At 37.3% G+C, this 24516-nt stretch carries 22 protein-coding genes; 6 read left to right on the plus strand and 16 right to left on the minus strand.

The annotated features are described in order from the left end of the window. Nucleotides 1–76: 76 nt before the first annotated feature. Nucleotides 77–1324, minus strand: coding sequence for a threonine ammonia-lyase IlvA (ilvA, locus tag J2S78_RS08915; RefSeq protein WP_306897911.1), 1248 nt, complete (start codon nt 1322–1324; stop codon nt 77–79). 291 nt (nt 1325–1615) lie between these two features. Here ilvA and J2S78_RS08920 point away from each other — a divergent pair, with 291 nt between their 5' ends. From J2S78_RS08920 to J2S78_RS08935, 4 genes are all read left to right on the plus strand, one after another. Beyond that, complete coding sequence (locus tag J2S78_RS08920) at nt 1616–1795, plus strand: hypothetical protein (RefSeq protein ID WP_125555448.1); 180 nt, start codon at nt 1616–1618, stop codon at nt 1793–1795. Nucleotides 1796–1902: 107 nt separating this feature from the next. Next, the gene (locus J2S78_RS08925) at nt 1903–2232 is read left to right on the plus strand and encodes a phasin family protein (RefSeq protein ID WP_306897913.1); all 330 of its coding nucleotides are present in this window, start codon (nt 1903–1905) and stop codon (nt 2230–2232) included. Between the two features lie 55 nt (nt 2233–2287). Then, complete coding sequence (locus tag J2S78_RS08930) at nt 2288–3964, plus strand: ABC1 kinase family protein (protein WP_306897916.1); 1677 nt, start codon at nt 2288–2290, stop codon at nt 3962–3964. Nucleotides 3965–4049: 85 nt separating this feature from the next. After that, complete coding sequence (locus tag J2S78_RS08935) at nt 4050–4661, plus strand: trimeric intracellular cation channel family protein (protein ID WP_306897918.1); 612 nt, start codon at nt 4050–4052, stop codon at nt 4659–4661. 199 nt (nt 4662–4860) lie between these two features. Here the strand turns inward: J2S78_RS08935 and J2S78_RS08940 are convergent, their stop codons facing one another. The 4 genes from J2S78_RS08940 to J2S78_RS08955 form a co-directional block, all read right to left on the minus strand. Further along, on the minus strand, nt 4861–5691 hold the full coding sequence (locus J2S78_RS08940; protein ID WP_306897919.1) for a sulfurtransferase: 831 nt from the start codon (nt 5689–5691) through the stop codon (nt 4861–4863). Between the two features lie 12 nt (nt 5692–5703). After that, nucleotides 5704–6072 (minus strand): YppE family protein, encoded by a 369-nt coding sequence (locus J2S78_RS08945; protein ID WP_185819584.1) that lies wholly within the window; start codon nt 6070–6072, stop codon nt 5704–5706. 47 nt (nt 6073–6119) lie between these two features. Continuing rightward, a complete protein-coding gene (locus J2S78_RS08950) occupies nt 6120–6599 on the minus strand; it encodes a helix-turn-helix domain-containing protein (RefSeq protein ID WP_306897922.1) in 480 nt (159 codons plus the stop codon). Between the two features lie 202 nt (nt 6600–6801). Next, a complete protein-coding gene (locus J2S78_RS08955; RefSeq protein WP_125555557.1) occupies nt 6802–7056 on the minus strand; it encodes a DUF370 domain-containing protein in 255 nt (84 codons plus the stop codon). A gap of 154 nt (nt 7057–7210) precedes the next feature. On the opposite strand from J2S78_RS08955, the gene recU reads away from it, so the two are divergent. Continuing rightward, the gene (gene recU / locus J2S78_RS08960) at nt 7211–7801 is read left to right on the plus strand and encodes a Holliday junction resolvase RecU (protein WP_306897924.1); all 591 of its coding nucleotides are present in this window, start codon (nt 7211–7213) and stop codon (nt 7799–7801) included. 83 nt (nt 7802–7884) lie between these two features. Beyond that, on the plus strand, nt 7885–10602 hold the full coding sequence (locus J2S78_RS08965) for a transglycosylase domain-containing protein (RefSeq protein WP_306897926.1): 2718 nt from the start codon (nt 7885–7887) through the stop codon (nt 10600–10602). Nucleotides 10603–10654: 52 nt separating this feature from the next. On the opposite strand, the gene J2S78_RS08970 is transcribed toward J2S78_RS08965, so the two are convergent. The 11 genes from J2S78_RS08970 to panB form a co-directional block, all read right to left on the minus strand. Beyond that, nucleotides 10655–14227 (minus strand): dynamin family protein, encoded by a 3573-nt coding sequence (locus J2S78_RS08970; protein ID WP_306897927.1) that lies wholly within the window; start codon nt 14225–14227, stop codon nt 10655–10657. A 25-nt stretch (nt 14228–14252) separates the two neighbouring features. After that, the gene (locus J2S78_RS08975; RefSeq protein WP_306897929.1) at nt 14253–14780 is read right to left on the minus strand and encodes a YpoC family protein; all 528 of its coding nucleotides are present in this window, start codon (nt 14778–14780) and stop codon (nt 14253–14255) included. Beyond that, nucleotides 14773–15435, minus strand: a complete 663-nt coding sequence (gene nth, locus J2S78_RS08980; RefSeq protein ID WP_306897930.1) for an endonuclease III — start codon at nt 15433–15435, stop codon at nt 14773–14775. The genes J2S78_RS08975 and nth overlap by 8 nt, the downstream gene beginning before the upstream one ends. 11 nt (nt 15436–15446) lie before the next feature. Next, entirely contained in the window at nt 15447–16151 is a 705-nt protein-coding gene (locus J2S78_RS08985) for a DnaD domain-containing protein (RefSeq protein WP_306897932.1), read from the minus strand. Between the two features lie 151 nt (nt 16152–16302). After that, nucleotides 16303–17478: a pyridoxal phosphate-dependent aminotransferase gene (locus J2S78_RS08990; RefSeq protein ID WP_306897933.1), complete on the minus strand. Its 1176-nt coding sequence runs from the start codon at nt 17476–17478 to the stop codon at nt 16303–16305. Nucleotides 17479–17623: 145 nt separating this feature from the next. Then, nucleotides 17624–18097, minus strand: a complete 474-nt coding sequence (locus J2S78_RS08995) for a hypothetical protein (protein ID WP_306897935.1) — start codon at nt 18095–18097, stop codon at nt 17624–17626. 41 nt (nt 18098–18138) lie between these two features. Continuing rightward, nucleotides 18139–19449, minus strand: a complete 1311-nt coding sequence (locus tag J2S78_RS09000; RefSeq protein WP_306897937.1) for an amidohydrolase — start codon at nt 19447–19449, stop codon at nt 18139–18141. A gap of 15 nt (nt 19450–19464) precedes the next feature. Further along, entirely contained in the window at nt 19465–22278 is a 2814-nt protein-coding gene (gene dinG, locus J2S78_RS09005; protein ID WP_306897939.1) for an ATP-dependent DNA helicase DinG, read from the minus strand. Nucleotides 22279–22317: 39 nt separating this feature from the next. After that, complete coding sequence (gene panD, locus J2S78_RS09010) at nt 22318–22701, minus strand: aspartate 1-decarboxylase (protein ID WP_125555558.1); 384 nt, start codon at nt 22699–22701, stop codon at nt 22318–22320. After that, on the minus strand, nt 22676–23560 hold the full coding sequence (panC, locus tag J2S78_RS09015; protein ID WP_306897942.1) for a pantoate--beta-alanine ligase: 885 nt from the start codon (nt 23558–23560) through the stop codon (nt 22676–22678). The genes panD and panC overlap by 26 nt, the downstream gene beginning before the upstream one ends. Beyond that, nucleotides 23557–24396: a 3-methyl-2-oxobutanoate hydroxymethyltransferase gene (gene panB / locus J2S78_RS09020; protein ID WP_306897943.1), complete on the minus strand. Its 840-nt coding sequence runs from the start codon at nt 24394–24396 to the stop codon at nt 23557–23559. The genes panC and panB overlap by 4 nt, the downstream gene beginning before the upstream one ends. Nucleotides 24397–24516: the final 120 nt, after the last annotated feature.

Here is a 24516-nt window from a genome sequence, read left to right on the forward strand (position 1 = left end):
TATCATAAACGTAAAATTGCCCCAAATCACTGCAGCTTTTTGACTGCAGAAAAAAACCTTCCTTTGGTTAGGAAGGTTAAATAAGAAAATGAAATAAACTTTCATCTTTATTTATTTCATTGTACTGGAATTTTTTCTTTTGCAAACTTTCAATAAGAGGCTGATAATCATTTGGATCTTTCAATTCAATTCCCACGAGTGCGGGTCCATTTGATTTGTTATTTTTCTTTGTGTATTCAAATCTTGTAATGTCGTCTTCTGGACCCAGTACTTCATGCAAAAATTCTCTTAACGCCCCTGCTCTTTGCGGAAAATCAATAAGAAAATAATGTTGAAGCCCTTCATAACGTAACGATTTTTCTCTCATTTCTTCCATCCGCCCAATATCATTATTTCCACCACTTACAACACACACTATAGTCTTACCTTTGATTTCTTCTTTGTAGAAGTCAAGAGCTGAAATCGGCATAGCACCGGCCGGCTCTGCCACTAAAGCATTTTCATTATATAACTCGAGGATAGTTGAGCATATTTTCCCTTCTGGAACAAGAGATATATCATCTACAACTGATTGACAGACTTCGTAAGGAATATCTCCAATCCTTTTCACCGCGGCTCCATCAACGAACTTGTCCATGTTCTTTAATTCCGTCACTTCATTCTTACGAAGCGACTCCTTCATTCCGGGAGCACCTGCTGGTTCTGTCCCTACAATTTTTGTCTCCGGCGAAATCGATTTAACATACGTTCCAATTCCAGAAATCAGTCCGCCTCCACCAATGGAACAAAACAAGTAATCGATTTGTTCTTCAATATCATTCATTATTTCCATACCCGCCGTTCCTTGACCAGCTATAATTTTTTCATTATTAAACGGGTGTATAAATGCCATTTCATGTTCTTCGCAATAAGATGTTGCTTCAGCATAGGAATCATCAAATGTGTCGCCGGTTAAAATGACTTCAACATATTCCTTGCCAAACAGTTTTACTTGTCCTATTTTTTGTCGCGGTGTTGTTGTCGGCATAAATATTTTCCCTTGTACTTGTAATGCTTTACACGAATACGCTACTCCTTGCGCGTGGTTACCAGCACTGGCACAAACCACTCCATTTTTCAACGTATCCTTTGATAGACTGTGCATTAAATGATAAGCTCCTCGAATTTTAAATGAACGAACAACTTGCAAGTCTTCTCTTTTTAAATAAATATTCGCATCGTAACGTTCTGATAATACATGGTTTTTTTGTAAAGGGGTATGGGTGACTACATCTTTTAAAGTTTGATTAGCAATGATGATATCTTCAATGTGAATCCTGCTCATATTTATTGTCCTTTCTATGTCCTAAAAACTCTTTTATTCTATATGTTCAAACGTTCTAAAAAGCCGTTACCTATTATAACATGTTTTCCAATCATGAAAAGTTTTGTACTTGTTAAGTCGGAAAGGGATAATCATTTGATTATATTGATAATTTTTGTTTCTATCGATATAATAAGTGATGATGGAATAATTCTATGTAATGATATGGATACTGCAAAATTGATTATATCCTATCTTTGATTACACTTTTGTACATACTAACTTCAAAAATTGTAAAAGGAGGAGTTACTTATGAGAAACAGACTGACCATGTTATTGCTTGCCTTTGCTCTCTTTATCGTACCGTCAAATGCGTATGCTTCGGTTAATGCTTGGAACGATGCTGAACCAGCTTTCATAACAGGACTCACGATTTTATCTGTTATAACTTTGATTTTGTTTATCTATTTAATGATTAGAGACAACGGTTAAAGATGTAAATAGTACTTGCAAAAAAAGGCTTGCCTGAATAGACGGATCTATTTACAGGGAAGTCTTTTTACACTATTTTATAGCACTTAAAAAAGGAGCGTTTCCCCATGAATGAAATGTTAAAAAAAGGGTTTTTCCTAGGACTAGGAGCTGCATCTTATGGTAAAGAAAAAGTTCAGCAATATGTTGATGACCTTGTTTCAAAAGGAAAAATCACACCGCGAGAAGCAGAACAGTGGAAAGATGAACTAGTGAAACGCGGAGTGGATACTCAATCCGAGTGGACCGGTCAAGCAAAAGATAAAATGCAGGATTCCTTTAAGGAAATGGGATTGGCTACGGAAAAGGATATTGAACGTATCGAAGAAAAACTTCATTCCTTAGAACAACAATTATCAACAGACAATCATAACCGAACGGATGATGAAAAGCAGTAAGCACCAAATGGATTGTTGATATTTAACTTTCTATTCGGTGGAAAGGAATTTTCATATGGAATTAACACGTGGTTTAAAACATGCCAATCGATACAGAAAAATAGCAGCCACACTTGCTCGTCATGGATTCGGTTATATTTTACAAGAAGTAGGACTTTTCCATATATTATCTCTTCCGAAAAGACTCGCTTCTGATCCAAATGAATTTAATATGCATTCAATCGGTGAACGCATTCGTCTCGTATTAGAAGAACTAGGTCCGACTTTTATCAAACTTGGCCAGTTAATCAGTACAAGAAAAGATATATTTCCTCCTTCTGTCATTGAAGAATTGGAAAAGCTACAAGATGAAGTACCCCCATTCGCATTTGAAGATGCTAAACAGATTATCGAAAACGACCTTGGGCATCCACTTACAGAGATTTATGATTCGTTTGACGAAACACCGATTGCTGCCGCTTCTATTGGACAAGTCCACAAAGCTGTTCTCTATGATGGAGAAGAAGTAGCTGTCAAAGTATCTAGACCTCACATTAAAGAAGTTATCGAAAAAGATATCGATATCCTTCGTGATTTGGCAAAATTGTTCACACAACGTTTTCAGTGGGCACGATACTATCGTTTACAAGACATCGCAGAAGAGTATATTGATGCCATAAGAGACGAAGTCGATTATTATGTTGAAGCAAGAAATACGGAGAAAATGAGGGCAAACATGGCTGACTTTCCTCATTTGGAGATTCCCGCTGTGTTTGAAGATTTTTCAAGCCGCCGTGTGTTAACCATGACCTTTCTAGAAGGAATAAAGCTTTCAGAATTGACTTATTCCAATAAAAAATTTAACAAAAAAGCACTAGCCCGTTCATTAACGGATGCCTTTTTACATCAAATATTGATAGACGGTTTCTTTCACAGCGATCCCCATCCAGGGAATATTATTTTTACTGACTATGAAAAAGCAAGTTTTATTGATTTTGGACAAATCGGTCGATTAAATAAAGAAATGCGAAAACATTTTATTAATTATGTAATCGCAATGACACGAAAAAAGCCTGATCAAGTAGCCGCTGCTATATACGAGATGGCAGATATTCCTGATACGATAGATCACGATCAGTTTGCCGAAGACGTTCATTATTTACTTTCAAAGTATTATGATCGCCCATTTCATGAGATACGTTTTGGTGAAGCTATCAATGATATTTTTGCAACGTCTCATCGCTATGAGATTCAAATTTATAAAGAATATACGATGCTCGCTAAAGCATTTATCACTTTTGAAGGTATCGTCGAACGCCTTGATCCTGACATTAGTATTGTAGAAATTGCGGAACCTTACGGAAAAAAACTCGCGAAAGAGCAGTTTAATCCTAAAAATAATGTAAAAGATTGGATCAAGGAAGGCCAACGACAAAAAGAATATTTCTTCGATATTCCAAGAGAAGTTAGGGATGCACTGGCGAAATTAAATAACAGCCATATTGGAATAGAGATGAAAGTACCTAAAATCAACATTTTCCTCAATAAATTAGATCGTATAAGTAATCGGTTATCGTTTAGTATTATCTTACTTGCCTTTAGTATCATTATGGTCGGTATGATTATTGGTTCTACTTTTGGAGATTCTTCCTCTCCCCTAGTCACCTTACCTGTCATTGAGATAAGTTCTATCGTTTCTTTTCTTATGTTTTTATGGTTACTGTATGCGATTTTTAAATCGGGAAGATTTTAGCTTATGCTTGGCCCATACAAAGGCCAAGCTCTTTTTTGGAACGGCATAATATTATATGTTTCTTCATGGAAAGGAGAAAGTTTTCTTGACTTGGGATATATTAAACGTTATCGGAACCATTGCTTTTGCTCTTAGTGGAGTTTTTGTCGCAATGGAAGAAGATTATGATCTTATGGGAATATATATTCTTGGCTTTGTTACAGCATTTGGCGGAGGAGCAATTAGGAATATCTTAATTGGCGTACCTGTTACAGCGCTTTGGGAACAAGGAACATTATTCTTTATTGCCTTTTTAATTATGACCTTTGCTTTTCTCTTACCTGCATTTCTATTTGAAACTTGGCAGAAATGGGGGCTTCTCTTTGATGCTATAGGTCTTGGAGCCTTTGCGGTTCAAGGAGCTATATTTGCTCAGGAGATGAATCTTCCTCTAAGCGCCTCGATTGCAGCTGCCGCTCTTACTGGAACAGGGGGAGGCATGATTCGTGATTTGTTAGCTGGGAGAAAACCTCTATTTCTAAAACATGAAATATATATAGCTTGGACGATGCTTGCCGGTATTGGGGTAGGCATGGGATGGATACAATCTATGCCAGGTTATTTAACATTATTAGCTGCTATCATCCTCTGTCGTATGCTTTCTGTTCAATTCAACTGGCGTCTTCCTAGAAGTAAATGGCATGAAAGACGAACGTGACGGCAAGCCATTTTACAGCTTGCATGCATCATTTCTTCTGTTGCTCAAAGTAAACAACCCTTCTTCTTAAAAGGTTTCAAAAAATTGATAAGTGCCGCAGAACGAACAGTAATCGAAAATCACCTCAAACGGGGAATCCCGTTTGAGGGAAAGTGAGGCGCTACCTGCAGAAAACGTTTTGGTAAGTCTCTTTATAATATTAGCCTTTACTTATTGGGAGGTCATCATAAGATGTCCAATCACTCCAGCTCCCTGCATAAAGCCTCGGAGAATTATAGCCTGCCTCCATTAAAGCTAACACGTTTACACATGCAGTAACACCAGAACCACAATAAGACACTATTTGATCAGCGTCAGCTACATTTTTAAAATGAGCCTGCAATTTTTCAGTGTTTTTCCAAACTCCATTTTCATCAAGGACGTCTTTCCAAAAGTATTGTTTTGCTCCAGGAATATGACCAGGAACTCCATCCACATTATCTTCTATTCCTTCATACCGTTTATCATCTCTTCCATCGATTAATTGAATTTCATCTTGTTGTAATGATAGCTTGACTTCTTCTAAATGTACAAGATTGTTCGGCTCTAATTGTGGTGTGAACTTTTTATTTTCATAGAAAGGTACTTCTTGTTCCAGCGGATAATCCAGTTGCTCCCAATGAGAAAATGAGCGGTCTAATATGAACGTTTTTTGATGTCCAAGATACCTCAACATCCACCAAAATCTCGCCGCCATAGCTCCACCCTGATTGTCATATGCAATTACCGTAGTGTCTTGGTCTATTCCGGCTTCCGAAAGACAATTTGCAAAATCGTCTATTTCAGGTAAGGGATGCCGTCCTCCATGGATACCAACAGGCGCCGACATATCTTTTTCTAAATCAAAGTAAACAGCACCAGGTATATGTGCATCTCTGTATTCCTTTCTTCCTTGTTCCGGATTTTCTAAATGAAAACGACAATCTACTATTCGTAAATTGTCTCTATCGAGTTGATTTAGCAGCCATGACGGAGTAACTAGATATTTCAAGTTCCCACCCCTTTACTTATCTATCTCTTTTTCAATTCCCGATAAAATATAATCTATTGATTGAATCATTTCCCGGAACCGTTTTTCTTTTGTATCTGATTGAAATGCTCTTACGGACGAAATCAATATGTTATCATGTGTATCTTCAATCTGTTTCAAATAAAAATATGCAGGTTTTTCTTCTATAATCCATTGTTCAGCCAATGGTTTCCATTGATCAGCGCACTCTTTCACTTTATCTGCAAATGGCTTAACTTCAGAAAAAAAATCAGGGGAATAATCCGGTGATTGGGCTATATTTATATAGGCATTTAGAGTTTCGTTATTATATTCTTTCAACTGTTCTGTTCTATAAATAAGTTTTGATTTAATATCTTCCACTAGTTTGATTCCCCTTTCATATGTCCATCTTATCAACGGAAGTCCTATCAATCAAATAAAAACAAACTTGGTATCAAACGTCTGCTCTTTTTTGTATCCTTTTCAAGTTCAGACTTTTTTTCTTCTTTTGGCTGCAAGTTGTCCAATTTTTCTTCGAGTTTCTGAATTCTTTTATTCAACTTTTCAACTTTTTTTCTATGTTCCACCAATTGAAAAGTAACGATGTCATCAGCTTTATTTCCTATCATTCGTTCAAGTATTTGGACTTTTTCTTCCGTAGTAGCAAGCCTATCCATAACATATTGCGAGGATACGACTTCCTTATGATTCAAATCTGATGGATTATTTTTTTGGTTTTCCTTTTTTATTGTATAAAACATAGACATGGTTTCTTCTTTGAAACAATAATGACCATATAAGTTTACAGAATAAGGTATGTCGTGTTTTTTCACCCATTTTAAAATAGTTGCAGGAGAAACATGTAATTTTTGCGCTACTTCTTTTGTTTTGTATGATTGTTCGGTCATGATTCACCCTCCTCGTTTTTAGATATCTACTATTTCTAACGAAGAAGACAAATGCCTGCACCATTGACAGAACTAGTGTTGATTCGAGTAAGAAAGAAAAAATAATTAATTATTCTACACGTAAAGCAAAGTTGTAGAAATTCGAGCACTCAGCGATAAAAAAATCTGATGGAAAAATATTTTTCCATCAGATTTTTTCATTCTAAGACCCACTATCGTTTTCATTTAATCGCTGTGCTACCGTTTCAGGTTGAATAGCTGATAATAAGACATGATCACTATCCGCTAAAATAATGCTTCTTGTTTTTCTTCCATTTGTAACATCAATAAGCATTTTTCTCTCTCGAGCTTCCTGAATAAGTCGTTTCGTCGGAGCGGAATCGGAGCTGACAATAGACACAATTCGCTCAGGCGGCATCATATTCCCAAAACCGAGATTAACCGGCTTTTCATTCATCGAATCCCTCACTTTCTGTACCCTCTTTATCGTAACATGACTATCCCCATTATTGTAAACTTTCACGAGGTGTTCCTACTTTAATACTGTTCTTTCATAAGGTAAGATATGCTAAGATATATAAATGGAATAATACGAAAAGGATGATGTCGTTATGGCCTTCCGCTACCCCGGGGGAAAAAAATATATTAAATCTAATCACTCAAAAGTAACTGATACACCAGCTCGTTTTGCAAACCGGGGTATGTCACTTGAACAAGATATTAATGAAACGAACAAACACTACAATGCAACTGGTAAAGCGGTCATCCATAAAAAGCCTACTCCAGTTCAAATAGTAAATGTTGATTATCCAAAACGAAGTGCTGCCAAAATAACAGAAGCTTATTTCAAACAACCATCAACGACAGATTATAACGGAATATACCGTGGGAAATATATTGATTTTGAAGCAAAAGAGACGAAAAATAAAACGTCTTTTCCATTTGGGAATATTCATCCCCATCAAGTAGATCACATGAAACAGGTATTGTATCATGGCGGGGTGTCATTTTTTATCATTCGTTTTTCTATTCTCGATGAAACCTATTTATATGATGCCTCCCATTTTATTTGGTGGTATACTGAACAAACTCAACGTAAATCGATTCCTAAACAACACATTGAAGAAAATGGACACCGTTTAGCCATCAAATATGCTCCACGTGTTGATTTTCTTGATATTGTAGACCATGTTTATTATTAATGTAACCTTTTTTTAAAACAGTCGACTAATGTTACGGTCTAAAGAGGAATGGATTTAAAGAAATAGAAAGGAAGAAACAGCTGATGAGTGACAATTATCGTTCCAGACAAGAAAGACGTAAAGCCCAAGAATCTTCCAACTCTAAAAGTACTAAATCAAAAGCTTCGAACAATAAAAAACCTAAACGATCCATCTTTAAAAAGATAGTTCTAACTGGTTTTATTGCAACAATCTTATGTATAATTGGTGGCGGAGTTGCTGCCGCTGTCATGATTAGCGGTGCACCTGAGCTGGATCCAGATGAACTGGTTTTTTCTCAAGCAGCAGAAATATATGATCAAAACGGGGAAGAAGTAACTCAGTTACAATCTGGTGAGAACCGAGATCTAATTGATATTAAAGATTTACCGGAACATGTAAAATCAGCCTTCATTGCTGTTGAAGATGAACGATTTTATGATCATTTTGGTATAGATATTAAACGTGTTTTCGGAGCACTTGCTGCTAACGTGACGGAAGGGTTTGGTGCAGAAGGAGCAAGTACTATTACTCAACAAGTCGTTAAAAATGCATTTTTGACATCTGAGAAAACCATTACCCGGAAAGTGCAAGAACAATATTTAGCAATTCGACTTGAACAACAATATTCAAAAGAACAAATTCTCGAAATGTATTTGAATTTAATATACTTTGAACAAGGTGCTTATGGCATAGGGGAAGCTTCCAGTGTGTATTTTAATACATCCGACGTTTCCGAACTTACCATTGAAGATGCAGCACTATTAGCTGCTATACCAAAACGTCCAAATCATTACGAACCCATTCAAAACCCTAAAGTTGCAAAAGAAAGAAGAAATACAATTATTGATTTGATGCAAGAAAATGATTTCATCTCCAGCGAAGAACAAGAACAAGCAAAAAGCGTTAATATAAATGAACAAATCGATTATAACCCGACAGAAGAGGGCATCGTATATGATTCTTTTATCTCACAAGTTCAAAACGAACTTGAAGATGTGGATGGCATCTCCACTTCTGATCTTTACTCGGCAGGGTTAAAAATCAACACGACACTTGATACGGACATTCAAGAGCATGCAGAGCAAGTCATTCAAACAGATGAATACATTAATAATTATCCAAACAATGAAGAATTTCAGGTCGGCTTTACACTTATTGATACAAAAACGGGAGCCATTAAAGCAATGGTTGGTAATCGTCAAAGTCAAGACATTGCAAAAGGGTTTAACTACGCAATGAACGGAAATGCCCAACCAGGTTCTACGATTAAACCATTATTGGATTATGGACCTGCCATAGAAAATAATCAGTGGTCAACGTATCATCAACTGGTTGATGAACCCCATTACTATACGGATAGTGAGGAAACCCAAATTCAAAATTACTCTGGTACTTACCGTGGGTCTGTCAGCATGAGAGAGGCTCTCAGAGATTCTATTAACGTACCAGCAGTGAAAGCTTTACAACAGACAGGGTACGAACAAGCAGGAGAATTCGCAAGAGACTTAGGTCTTCCAATGGATAATGTGAATCCAAGTGCCGCACTAGGCGGAGTTGACCCTGGGTTTTCCAGTGTAGAAATGGCTGGTGCTTATGCTGCTTTCGGTAACAATGGGACGTATTCCGAACCGTATTCCGTTCGCAGTGTGGAGTTCCAAGATGGGAGAGAAATAACTCTTGACCATGACTCCCATCAAGCCATGAATGATTATACTGCTTATATGATTACTGATATGTTAAAAGATGTTGTCGATGAAGGAACAGGTCAAGCAGCTAATATCCCAGAACTTCCTTTAGCTGGAAAGACTGGTACGACAAACTTTACTGATCAAGAACATCAAGAATACGGTATTCCAGCAGGCGGAGATCCAGACGTATGGTTTTCTGGGTATACAACTCAGTATACTGCGGCAGTTTGGACAGGATTCAGCGGTGACCGAGGCGAGAATTATTTATCAGGTAGTGATAGTGATATTGCAAAAGAGATTTTTCGACTTATTATGAGGGATGCCTCGGAAAATACAGACACCCCTGACTTCACTCAACCTGATTCTGTCGAAGAAATTGAGATTGAACGCAGTACTGGTCAAAGGGCAAGTGCGTTTACTCCAAATAATGAAATCATTACAGAATTATTCGTCGAGGGAACTGGACCAGAAGATGTCTCTGATGAATTTGCAAAACCTAGTGAAATTAATGGTTTAAACGCTGTTTATGACGAAGAAGCAGATGAAATTCAACTAAGTTGGAATTATAACGAAGATGAACTAGAAGGTAGATCGTTTGAAATTGAGCACCGCTTAGACGGAGAAGATTATCAATCATTAGACAACCAAACGAACACGACGCTTAACTTTTCTGAACCTGAAAAAGGAATGGCCCACGGATTTAGGGTAACCGTTGTGAATGAAGAAGGCCCCGACCAATCCAGTGATTCGGCCGAAGTGGAAGTGAACGTTCCTGATGAAGATGAGCTTGATGAGGAAGATGAAGCAGAAAACGACGATGACAATAACGAAAACGAAGATGAGCCCGATAACGGAAACCAAGATGAAAATAATACTTCTAATGAAGATAATACCAACAATGATGATAACGAAGAGAATAATGCAAACAATGGTCTAGATAACGATGACGATGATGGTGAGAATAACGGGAATCCAAATAACAATGAAAACAATGACGATAATACTAACGAAGGTTCTGACAACGACAATGAAGATGTCGAAGCAAATGCCAACAATCAAACAAATGATTCTACCAATAATGATAATGACTAAATGAGAAATCCCCAATTGCTAAGAGATATAACATAGCAATTGGGGATTTCTTCTATAGACTGGCTTGAATATAATCGTATTCTTCTTTAATTTCTTCTTTTTTGGAAATATCAAACATCCAATTTGCTTTTGACTTATCTTTTTCTACTTCATTTGCCAAATGAACTTTTGTAGAGCTTGTGAGTTCTTGTAAATAGCTTATTAAATAGTGTTCAACTTGGGTTTTAAATGGTTCCACCACTTCCCCTGCTTTTCTTTGAACATCATCAGCAAATGCCTCTTTTAACGTTTGAACTTTTTTATTTTCAAAGAAGTCTTTACCGGAATGATAGAACGAACTAAAATACTCTTGATCCAATACCATGTCCACATTTTTTTCTATCTTGTCGTTAAACTGAATGTTCTGTTGCGGCTCTAACATTGGAATAGAGTCCGGTTTTCGCTTTAATAAAAAATCACGAATATACCGACTAAATTCTTTCTTCATACGCTCTTCTAAGCGGATAATTATTGTTTCTTCTTCCTGGAAGATATACGTCCTCGCCAGCCCTTCAAGTTCCTGCAATGCCCCTTTTAATTGATCTTTTTGCTTGTTTTTAGTCGAAGCCGTAATAACTGTGGGATTTACTGCTTGTGAAAAATAGTCCTGCACAATATACCTTGTGCGATCTTTTAAATACGTACATTGCTGTTCTAATTCTTCCTTTAGCAACGGAGACAAAAACGAAAGATCAAACTCTTTCGATCGATGTAAAAATTGATCAGCAAGCGCATGTCTGTCTTCTAAATGTTGTGTTACGTTTTCTTCCTTGTTTTTAAAGGAAGATATAACAGCTCCAAGTTGTTTGTTCATTTGATTCCAGTAAGCCTTCATTTTCTTTACATGTACCGCCTTTAATTCGTCCATTATTGTATGAGAAAAGTATTTTTCAAAACTTCGAAATGCTTCTCCCTCTTCACTGGTTGCCGAGGTTTGTTTAACGTTTAGTCCACTCTTACTTGACAGCGCAAATAACCTTGGCTCTTGAACACCATTTTGGATGAGTTGGTCTTGAACATGATTTTTTACTCCTTGTAACTCGCGTTTATCCGTCGCAAGATCTGATGCATTTATAATGAAAAACAGCTTATCGGTTTCAAATTGTTCGTTGGCCCTGGCCATCTGTGTTAAAAACACCTGGTCTGCTTTAGAGAATGCATGATTATAATAAGTCACGTAAAGAATTGCGTCCGACTGCCTTAGATGATCAAACGCTACATTTGTATGCCGGCCATGAATAGAATTTACACCGGGTGTATCCACCAGCTCCAATCCTGCAAGGGTCCAGCTACAATTATAGTGAACAATGACTTCTTTGATAAGGCACGCTTTTTCTTCCTCTGCCACCCATTCTTCAAGTTTTTCAAGTGGTACCTCTATTTGACTATTTGGAGTAGCAATATTTTTTTTAATGCTTTGCTGTAACGTGTACAAATATGAAGCATACGTGCGCTGATAGTCGGTCATATTCGCAAGACTTGGCTTTTTCCATTTTTCCAAGGACTGAATGTCTAAATCTTTTCCTAGTTCTCTGGAAACGGTTTTTATCTCGTCATTTAAGAATTCTTCTTCTTTTATTTGGATAAGTGCTGTTCCATGTGAATAGGTATCATTGCTTTTTCTTATTTTATTCACTGCGGAAGTTGTCGGATGCGGAGAAACTGGTAAAATGTCATCCCCAAGCATTGCATTAATAAAACTCGATTTACCTGCGCTAAAAGCGCCGAATAACGAGACAATGGCGGTGTTATTATCAAACTGGTCTAACAATTCTCCTAATTTTTCCTTTTCTTCAGATAATAACGGACGATTACTATATTCAGTTAAATACTGACGTAAGTGGTATATAAAAGAGTCATCCACTTCCGTAAATGATTCTGAGACATACGAGATTTCTTCAGTGCCAATGATACTATCATCTGTATCCGTTATATAAATAACAGGTGCTTCCTCATTTGGATATCCTTGTTCAGACACTGTTCTTAGCGACTCAAAAAAAGAGGACGAATATTTTCTATCCTGTAACCATTGCTGACATGTTTCAATGGTCTTATCAAAATTTGCAGCGATGGATTCCCATCTTTCCCATTCCTTTTTCACTTCCGACGAATGAGTCATTTTGTTTCTTAAATTATTTGTCTTGTTATTTATTTGATTTTTGATTGCTTGCTCATATTCTTGAAACAAATGGTTGGAATCTGCTTTCACGCGTCTGACGATGGCAGAAGTAACTTGATCTGTAAATGTATACACAAAATTTCTATCAAACTCAGATGCAGGAGCAAACGATTGTAACATTTGCTCATCTACAGTGAACGATAATTGTTGTACGCGCTCGTCATATTGTTTTGGATTATTTAATGACTCTTTATCCACCGAGGAAAGCAACTTTTTTAGGTGAAATATAAGTTGCGTTTTCACCTTTTCATTCAACTCTTCTAATAACGATTTCAATCGTTTTCTTTGTTCTTCAGCAGTTTTTTGTTTCGTAAATAATAATCCAACTTTAAAGTTTTTACGTTTACTATCTAACCAAAATCCTGCTTTTTCGGTAGTTGTATATGGAAAAACATTAACATTCTTGAATAATTGATTTCTCTCTTGATATAAAGCTTTGATTTGTTCCTGTTCTTCTGTTTCAATATTATTCAGTTGTTGCTCTTGTTTTTCATTATCTTTAGCATCTTCAGGAGACAAACCTTTTTCTATTACGTCATTTCTCCATTCTTCGTAAGCTTCCTGCTTTTCGTCTTGCAACCGTTCAATTAATCGATGAACAGATCCATTTTCGAGTAACGGAACTCCTTCAGCTCTCAATGAATCACTATTGTACATAATCGATTTCAGCTTACTCTGAAAACTTTTAAATTGGTTAAGAGGATGATTCTCTTCTTTCATGGACGTAAAAAACATTTGAAAAGGCTTAATGCCGTTTCGGGCAAGCATAACTTGTAATGCATTCTCAAACGAGGCATGACTTAATTCCTTGTCATCGTGTTTATCTATTTGATTGATAACAAGAATAATAGGTTTTTCTTCGTCTGCCATTTGTTTTAAAAAGCGCACATTCGTTTCAGATTGAACATGGTTGTAATCCGTTACATACACGATTACATCTGTTGTATACAGCTGTTCTGCCGTAACTAATTGATGATTTGGATCTGTAGAATCTACACCCGGGGTATCCATAATTTTAGTCTGACTAGAAATAAAAGGGAGGGGTGCATAAATAGAAATCGATTGAATTCCTACTCCATCCATCCCCCATTCTCTGACTTTGTTCCAAGGGATTTCTTCAGCCCAAGTTTGTCGTTCTCCTTCTTTATCAACTAGTTCCAACGTCGTATCGCCGTATAAAATGGATATAATATTCGCACTAGTCGGAATAGGACTAGTCGGTAACAATTCATTTTCCAACAAACGATTTAATAATGTTGATTTTCCCGCAGAAAAATGACCGCAAAAAGCTATCTCAAAATACGGATGTTTCTTTTTCTCTTCTAATGCTCGAAGTCTTTTTTCATCTTCCGGATAAAACGGAAGGTCACGCAACGACGAAGTTTTCTTCGTTTGCACTTCCGGCATTCTTTGTCCCTCCAAGTTCTCAAAACTATTCTGTGTTATTTTGGCGTTCCGTGATTTTAACCATTGCAAATTGTTTTTTGCTTTCTATAAATAGTCCTTTAAGTTGATTAAAACTCAAATAATGGTCTGGACTTTGTACGATAAAGGTGACTCTCTCTCCTAAGTTCATTGGTACTTTTCCTATCCCGTCCATTTTCGTTTTTAATAATGGAGGAGTAGCCGCTGGTACTTCTTGACGATTCATCCATGAAATAGCACTTAATAGATTAGCTGTATGCTTAATCATATAAGGACGAGCTGCTTTTCGGTCTCTCTTTGAAAAAAAAGACTCAATGATTTCTGCCTCCTCGTCCCACGCTGCATGAACCTGTGGTACATAACGTAAAGGTAAATCCCAAGGAGGAACTGTAAGCTTTCGATTATGCCATAAAATTTCTGCTAAAAAAGGATAATGAAAATAATCATCATCCTTCCACTCGTATTGATCTTCTATACGAGTGTCCTCATAAAAAGGCAATACTGCGAACTTCTCCGGAATGACTAATTCAGCCATGTTTAACCTCCTGTTTCCGCATCCGCTTCTTCCCTTCTCGACACATATCCAATAAAGGGCATATTGAACATTGAGGATCCTTCGCTTTACAATGGTACCTGCCGAAAAAAATCAAACGATGATGAGTATCTGCCCACTTCTCTTTTGGTACTTTCTTCATTAACGTTTCTTCTACTTCACGAACATTGTCTTTCCATCTACATATTCCTAACCGCTTCGATACTCTTTCTACATGTGTATCTACAGCAATAGCAGGTGTTCCAAACGCCACGGAAGCTACAACATTCGCTGTTTTTCTTCCTACCCCAGCTAAACTCATCAATTCTTCTCTGGTTTGTGGCACTTCACCGTCAAACTGTTCAATTAAAGACTCGGAAAGCTTCTTAATATTTTTAGCTTTATTTCTATACAACCCAATGGAACGAATATCATGTTCTAATTCTTCTTGTTCTACAGCAACAAAATCCCGAGGTGCATGATATTTAGTGAATAAGTTTGGTGTAACTTTGTTTACAAGAGAATCTGTACATTGGGCGGACAACACAACCGCTATTAAAAGTTCAAATGGATTAGAATGAATCAATTCACATTCTGCTTCGGGATACATCCCTTCTATTATGTGAAGAGCTTCATTAACCTCTGTCTTTGTTAGCATTTTCTCCCCTCCTAAGACTCATCCAGCCAGTTAATATTTGGATATTGAGGTGGTTTGGTTTTGTCTTTCATTGTTGTTTTGCTAGTTTGATGTTTACGAAATTTTTCTCCATATGCCTTAGCCTCTTGATGTGTTCGAATCCCGTTTTTATGCCATTCATGTAATATCCTATCAATGTAGCGGAGATTCAATTTTCCTGCTAATACTGCTTCATGAAGGGCCGTTTTTATAAGTTCTGGTCTATATTTATCTTGATCCATCCATACATTTATCGTCTCACATTCCATCGGTGACAATGGTCGTGAAAATTCCTGTTCAAAAATCTCGTACAATTCTCCTTCTTGATTCGAAGAATCCTTTTCGGTTTCTCCCCCTGCTTCACTAAATTGTTCTTGCACAATTCTCCTGAATAGGGGAGTTAACGAGTATGTCTCATACATCACTTGATCGTCATCTTGATTTTTCTGCATTTCTAAATAGTCATTTTTAATCAATGACCGGAGCAGCTCTGTACATTCACTTTCAGACATAGACATCCGTTCTGACAATTCTGCCGGTGTCGGGAATGGATGGTTATCCTCGATGAAACGATGAATATGTAGTAATATCATCATTTGCGGCTCATTTAAGCCTATTTTAGCATAATAATCAAGCAATAGCTTAGAAACAGCTGTATGACCGTACTGCAATAACGAAATAATTTGTGGTCGTTCCAATTTGTTCTCTCCTTTCCGAGAACTTTTTCAATCCTTTATTCTTTTCTCAAGAAACACATTGACTCTACCTACACAAAAAAGAAAATCCCCCAAATAAAAAAGGGGGGACTTCACTCACCTGTTTTAAGACTGAAACATCATAATTCCCGCATTATTTCGTGATAAAGTGTTCTATTCTTTCTAACGCTGCCTCTAATAAGTCTAAAGATGTAGCATAAGACAAACGTATATTATCGGGTGAACCAAAGCCGCTCCCAGGTACAACTGCTACTTTTTCTTTTTCTAAAAGAGCTGTCACCCAATCATCAACAGATTGAAAACCAGCTTCAGATGCTGCCTGTTTTACGTTTGGAAACAGGTAAAAAGCACCTTTAGGTTTCACACAAGTAACTCCAGGGATTTGTATTAACTTATCATATACTTTATTTAAGCGATCTTCAAAAGCGGTGCGCATGGTTTCTACTGAACCATCTTCTTTAGTGTATGCCGCAATGGCCCCGTATTGGGAACTTGCCGTCGGATTTGATGTCGAATGACTTGCAAGATTCGTCATCGCTTTGACCAAGTCCTTATCGCCCGCTGCATAACCAATACGCCAGCCTGTCATTGAATGGGACTTAGACACTCCATTAACTACCACAGTCTGAGCTTTTAGTTCCGTTGAAATTTGCGCAATGGAATAATGTGCTGCATCTCCATATATAAGTTTTTCATAAATTTCATCGGAAACAATTAGTATATTATGTTTTAATGCAACCTCTCCAACTTTCTGCAACTCTCGCTGATTATACATACTACCAGTTGGGTTACTTGGAGAATTAATGATAACTGCTTTTGTTTTATCTGTCACAGCATTATCGAGCTGTTCAGGGGTTATTTTAAAGTCATTTTCCTCTAATCCATCTACGTATACAGGTTCACCTCCAGCTAATTTAACTTGTTCCGGATAGCTTACCCAGTAAGGAGTTGGAATAATCACTTCATCCCCTTCATCAAGCAACGCTTGAAATAGTGTAAATAATATATGTTTTGCGCCGGTACCAACGATAATTTCTTCATGAGAATAATCAAGATTTTGGTCGTTTTTGAATTTATCAGCAATTGCTTCTTTCAATGCTGGCAGTCCACCTGATGGAGTGTATTTTGTGTGACCTTCTCTCATCGAAGCTGCTGCTGCTTCAATTATGTAAGATGGAGTATTAAAATCAGGTTCACCTGCTCCAAGGCCTATAACATCATGCCCTTGTAATTTTAATTCTTTTGCCTTTGCGGTAATAGCAAGTGTTGAAGATGGGGTAAGCGCCGATACTCTTTTCGATAACTCCATGTTTTTATTCCTCCTATGGTTTACAAAACTGTATGCATTAAAATAAGTTTATAAAAATTGTGTCGCTTATTCAAGATTGGTTTTATTCCTTGTACTGCGATATATTATCTTTACATATCCTCAGTTTAGCCGAAGCTTCTTATTGTCATGATTTCTGCACACTATACCTTTTGATAAATTCTCCGTCCTCAAACGTCATATAATAAAAATACAGAGTATTGTCTATCTCAAAAGTTGCTTCATATAAAGCTTGCCGGTCTTCCATTCCTAGTTTTAAACTTCGTACTTTTTCAAGGTCGAAGCGGTCGAGTACAGTGTTTTCTGCTTCGGCGCGGCTTAATCCATCCTCTTTATTTATTCTGTCAATGACAGAGTTTTCTTGAATGAAAATCCACTCTTCTGTTCCATTATCACGTATCGTATCTGCTGTATACACCTCTGTTTCCCCGTAATAATAATCAACATCTTTTACTGTTTCAATACCCTCTTGAGCTTCGAGTTCATCTTTTACTGTTCCGGTTTCTTTTGCAAGGGGATGATGGGCTGTGAAAAATAGAATAAAACCTGCTGTTAGAACAATAAGGCTTAGAAATCCCGCTCCTAAAATCAAGCGTCGCATGAAACGACTTCCTTTCTGATATCAATCATAATAATAACACTTCATGTTTTTAACTCATTCTCTAATGCCTGAAAACAAGCATTTGCTTCAAATCTTATTTTCTCTTCATCTATTGTTTGAAGTTCTCGATTTTTCATTAGTTGTTCACCATTAACAAAAACATCTGTTACGTCTTTCCCACTTACCGCGTAAACGATATGCGAAAGCATATTTTCTTCAGGCTGTAGATGTGCTTCTTCTGCATTTACCATAATAAAATCAGCAGGAGCTCCTTCTTGCATGATACCATGCTCTGAAAAACCAAGCATATTAGCTCCATTTACCGAAGCCATATCAAATACTGTATCCGCCGTTATGACAGCGGGATTCATTTGATTTGCTTTTTGTAATAGAGCAGCAAAACGCATTTCTTCAAACATATCTAATGTATTATTGGATGCTGTACTATCCGTCCCTAAACCTACCATTATTCCAGCATCTAACATATCAGGAATAGGAGCAATACCTGATCCTAGTTTGGCATTACTCATTGGGTTATGGGAAATAGAAACGGGTTTATTTTTTAATAGTGTCATATCTTCTTCTGTAGGATGAACAAGATGCGTTAAAATTGTCGGTTGATCAAAAAAACCAAGTTCATGTAAATGAAACACAGGTGTTTTTCCATACTTATCTTGATGATTCATCACTTCTGTTTTTGTTTCTGCTAAATGAGTTCCAAGCATTAGATTACGTTTATGAGCCTGTTCCACTACGCTTTCTAGAAACTCCGGCGGGCAAGTATAGGGTGCATGTGGAAATAGCATTCCCTTTATCTTTCCTTCTCCGGCATCGTTCCACATCTTTGCCATACTACAAGCAGCCGATAATTTTGATTGAAGTTCTTGACTTGATCCAAATCCAATCATCCCTCTACTTAAGACTGCTTTAAGTCCGGATTCCATCACTAATTCAAACACACGGTCCATCTGTAAATGATACATGTCTAAGAACGCAATAGTTCCAGACTTTATCATTTCAACAAGTGCAAGAGACGTGCCAGCTTCTACCCGATTTTTAGTCAAAAGTGCTTCGCGAGGCCAAATTTGTTCTTCAAGCCATTTATTTAAAGGAACATCATCAGCTACTCCTCTAAGTAATGTCATAGGAGTATGTCCGTGTGTATTATACAGTCCAGGCATCACCCATTTTTCATTACAGTTATGTATTAAACCTTCCTTATTTTTTGGGACGGGAGTTTTAGCTATTTGTTGTATCGTTCCATTTTTCACTTCTATATAATGGTCCTTTAATATTCGCTCGTCTTTATTCGTTGTAACAATATGAACATTATCAAGGATAAAATGATTCATTATTATCCCTCCTCCCTATTCTTCGTAAAAAAATGTAGCAATTTCACTTAATAAATCATCGGATGGTTTTTGCATAATTGGTAGCGCAGGGAGTGATTTAATAAAGTCTGTTCCATAATTTGACTCTAATATTCTTCTATCGAGAACAACTACTACCCCTTTGTCATTTTTATGCCGAATGAGCCTCCCAAATCCTTGTTTAAAGCGTAAAACAGCTTGAGGAAGTGTCACATTCGCAAAAGCATTCTTTCCTTCCCTTTTCATCTGTTCGATTCTCGCTTGTGTCTGCGGTTCATCAGGTGGTGGAAAAGGTAATCTAACAATCACAAGACAGCTCAGGTCTTCACCTGGAATATCTATTCCTTCCCAAAAAGCATTTGTGCCAAGTAGTATTGCTTGTTTGTGCTGCCTGAATGTTTTCATCAATTTAGAACGGCTGCCACTTTTAACCCCTTGTGCTATTAAAGCAAAATCGCTCTCATCATCCCACTTTTTTAGTTGGTAATAAGTTTTTCGAAGCATATCAAAGGAAGTAAATAAAACTAGCATTTTGCCTTCTGTGATGGAGGCTGCATGATAAATAAATTCTGCAGTAGCCTTTATGAACTCTTTTTCTCCATTCTTTATAAGAGCCATATCCTCAGGTACTAATAGTTTTGCTCGCTTATCATATGAATAGTTGGACGTTAACTGCAATTCGGACGGACCAAAATCCTCCAAACCCCATTTTTTAATGACGTAGGAAAAAGAATCTTTTATGGTCAACGCAGCAGAGGTCAAAATAACGCTGTCCTTTTTAGCAAATAGGCGGTCTGCTAAAAGATCTGACACCTCAACAGGACGTGAGTATAAATAAGTAGCATTGGCTGCCCCTTTATTATCCACTTCCATCCAATATACATAGTTGTTATCTTCTTCGAGTAAAAGGGAAACAAGACTTTCACAAATCTCTTCTACCTGCTCAACAGCTGTCTTGAAATCATAAAGTTTGCCTTCTTCATTTGAACCTGAAGGTACACGCGAAGAAAGAAAATGATAAAACGATAACCATGCTTTCTCTTCTTCTTCAAATAAAATCAGGATTCTTTGAACAGTATCTTTAATAGTCTGCCACTCAGAAGATTTTTCGTTCCCTGGATTATAGCGGATAGAAAGTCGCCCAACATCGGTATGTTTTTGAATGGTCTGATCACGACAAAATTGATGAAGCATTCGAAAAAGCTCATCCATTTCGTACTTTAATAAAGTATAATAGTCTTCCCTTCTTTGATACCATGAAGATGAAAAATAATGTTGGGTGACTTGTTCATGCTCCAAAAGTTGTTGAAATAACCCTGGTTGGTCCTGGGAACCAATCCGCTGTAAAACTTGATTTAAATAAAAATAATTAAGGTCAGTGCCAAGATTTTTAGAAGCTAATTCATCTAAGTGATGGGCTTCATCAATCACAATATGTTTATATGATGGAAGCAGATTCTCTTTCTTTTTTATATCTGCAAACAATAGAGCGTGATTCGTAATTAATAAATCAGCTTTATCTGCCCTCGCTTTGGCACGTTCATAAAAATTTCGAGAGAACCATGGTTGGGATGCTTTTGAAAATATCGAGTCGTCTGTGCACACTTTTTCCCAAAAAGTACTGCCACTCCCACCTGCTATATTTATTTCTTCTACGTCACCTGTTTCTGTTTCAAGAATCCAAACAAGAATCTGTGATAATCCCAGTACTTCTTCATATGTAGATGGTGCAGTACTAAGAAATTGTTTAAATTTACGCAGACAAAGATAATGACTTTTTCCTTTTAGTAAAACACTATCAAAAGAAAACGGTACTGTTTCGCGGAGTAAAGGGATTTCTTTATGCATTAATTGCTCTTGTAAGGTTATCGTATGAGTGGACACAACAACTCTTTGACCCGTTTTTTTGCTATAATAAAGAGCGGGAATAAGATATGCAATCGTTTTTCCAATACCGGTTCCGGCTTCAATTAGCGCATGTTCCCTACTTTCTAGCGCCTCTTTTATCTTTGTACTCATTTGCTCTTGTGCTTTTCGATATTCATACTGATCCCATTTGGACGCTAACAATCCGTCCGTTGAAAAAAAAGAGGATTCCCCTTCCACCTGTTCTTCTTTATTACTCGTTTTTGTTGTCACTTGTTTTTTTAATGCAATTCCTTTAAATTCTTCAATTTGATCATTGTCCTCGATTGAGAATCGTACCTTTTCATTCTTTCTAGCCTTAATCAACCGTCCAATATCACTTTCTAGACCTAATGCCAAAGAATCAAGCCATGCCAATGTTTTTTTGGGGAGACTTTTTAACTTATTCAACAGTTGGATCAACACAGACGCTGTTACAATGGCATCACTATCTGCTTGATGAGGACGATCATGCGATATTTCAAGCCACTCGGCCAACTGAGAAAGTTGATACCCAGGAGCGGAAGGATATAGAATACGAGCACACTCGACCGTATCTATTATTTTTCCATTAAAAGGGTAAAAACCTGCATATTCAAGTTCTTGATTAATGAATTTTAAATCAAATGGTACATTATGTGCAACAAAGTAGGCATCATTCAATAAGTCCAGTATTTTAGGGGCGATATCGACAAACGATGGGGCGTCCGCTACATCATCATCTTTTATTCCGGTTAATTGTTGAATAAACACTGGAATATGCGTAAATGGGTGCACAAAAGAAGAGAACGTTTCCGTTATACGATCTCCTTCAACGACTGATATCCCTATTTGAATAATTTTGTCTCCATTTTTAGGAGCATTCCCTGTTGTTTCTGTATCGATAACTACAAATTTGTTTGACATGGCTTTCACCCCGGCTGTAAAAACTTAAAAATAGCGGATTTAATAAATCGTTGAAGAAGTTTCATGAGTTAACATGTCTATAATGTTATTATTTTCACCAAGAACGGCAACATTTGGTACAAAATCTTGACATTTATCCGTTTCAATACTGGCGTAGGCAATGATTATAACGATATCCCCAGGCTGGACCATTCTTGCTGCTGCTCCGTTTAGGCATATCACACCACTCCCTTTTTCCCCGGGAATGACGTATGTTTCCAACCTTTCACCATTATTGTTGTTAACAACCTGTACTTTTTCATTTGCCACTATATCCACTGCCTCTAACAGAGATTCATCTATCGTAATACTGCCTACATAATGAAGGTTTGCCTCCGTGACTTCTGCCCGGTGTAATTTAGATTTCATCATCGTTCGAAACATAATCCTTATCCCCTTTCACATGAACGATTAGATTATCAATGAGCCGGGCATTAGAAAATTGTAATGCAGCAGCTATAATTATTTGTCCGGATACCTCATCTTGATGTTCCAATTCGGGAAATGTGACTATTTCACAATAATCGATTGAAGCATCCGTATGAGTTAAGAGATAAGATTTCATTTCATCTTTTAAAACTGCGGACGACCTGTTTCCAGCCTCCAGTTTCTGTTTTGTTTGTTGAAGGCTGTCATACAATAATGGAGCCTGCATTCGTTCTTCTTTTGTTAAATTGATATTGCGTGAACTAACTGCCAGACCATCATCTTCTCTTATTGTTTCACAAGCGATAATCTCTACAGGCACGTTAAAATCAAAGACCATATTTTGAATGACAGCCACTTGTTGAGCATCTTTCAAGCCGAAGTAAGCACGATTCGGTTCTACAATGTGAAATAACTTCAATACTACTGTTGCTACTCCATCAAAATGACCTGGTCTATTTTTCGCGCAAAGCACTTGAACCCCTTTTTCAACACGAAGTTTACTATACATCGAACGTGGATATATTTCTTGAACGGACGGTGCAAAAATTATGTCTACTCCCAACTCATCCGCTCGTATTTTATCTTTGGTCAGTTCTCGAGGATATGAATCATAATCCTCACCGGCCCCAAATTGAAGAGGATTCACAAAGATACTCAAAACAACAATATCATTCATTTGCTTTGCAGCTTTTATTAAAGAACAATGACCTTCATGAAGAGCTCCCATTGTTGGCACAAAACCAATGGATTGATTCTGTACTTTGTGTACTTGAAGTTCTCGGCGGAAATCTGATACAGAGGTTATCGTCTTCATTCCTTCATTCCTCCATATAAATTTCCTAAAATATCTTGATCTATCACAAATGAATGTTGCTTTTCAGGAAATGCGGATTGTTTTACTTCATTGACATATGTCATTAATGCTGTTTCTATTTCTGATTGTATATGGGCATATTGTTTAACAAATGAAGGGACGTAGCCATCATTAAAACCGACAACATCGTGAAAAACAAGAACTTGACCGTCCGTCTCAACTCCCGCTCCTATCCCTATAACAGGAATAGTAAGTAAGTTGGCGATATAGGTTGCTAATTGTGCAGGAACACATTCTAAAACAAGAGCAAACGCACCGTTTTCTTCAATAGCCGCTGCGTCTTTCACTAATTTATCTGCAGCAGCCTGCGTTTTTCCTTGTACCTTATAACCGCCAATCGTACCAACAGACTGCGGGGTTAATCCTAAATGTCCGACAACCGGAACACCGCTTTCGGTTAACTTATTAATAACTGAAAGCGTCCTTCCCGCTCCTTCAAGCTTCACTGCTTGAATGCCAGTTTCTTGCAACAATCTTTTTACCGATGCTAACGTTTCAGAAAAATCTCCATTATACGTTAAAAAAGGTAAATCCGTCACTATGAAACTGGACGGAGCCCCTCTTTTCACAGCTTTTGAATGGAGAACCATATCATCTAGTGTCACCGGAATCGTGGAATCGTAGCCGTGTACAACCATTCCTGCCGAATCACCAACTAGTATTATATCCATTTCTGCTTTTGCTGCTGCTTTTGCAGTAGGAGCATCGTAGGCAGTCACCATAGCAATAGGATCACTAGCGGTTTTCATTTTCATAAACGATGTAATACTTTTCACTGTTTCTCCTCCTTTTTATTATGGAGAAGCAGAAGACACCCTTTTGAGGACTCTTCTTCTCCGTCCTTGTCCAACCAAATAGATCAAGGCAGAACTGTCAAAACCCAAGTAAAAGTGCAA

The sequence above is a fragment of the Salibacterium salarium genome, assembly GCF_030813635.1.
GTDB classification, from domain to species: Bacteria; Bacillota; Bacilli; order Bacillales; family Marinococcaceae; genus Salibacterium; species Salibacterium salarium.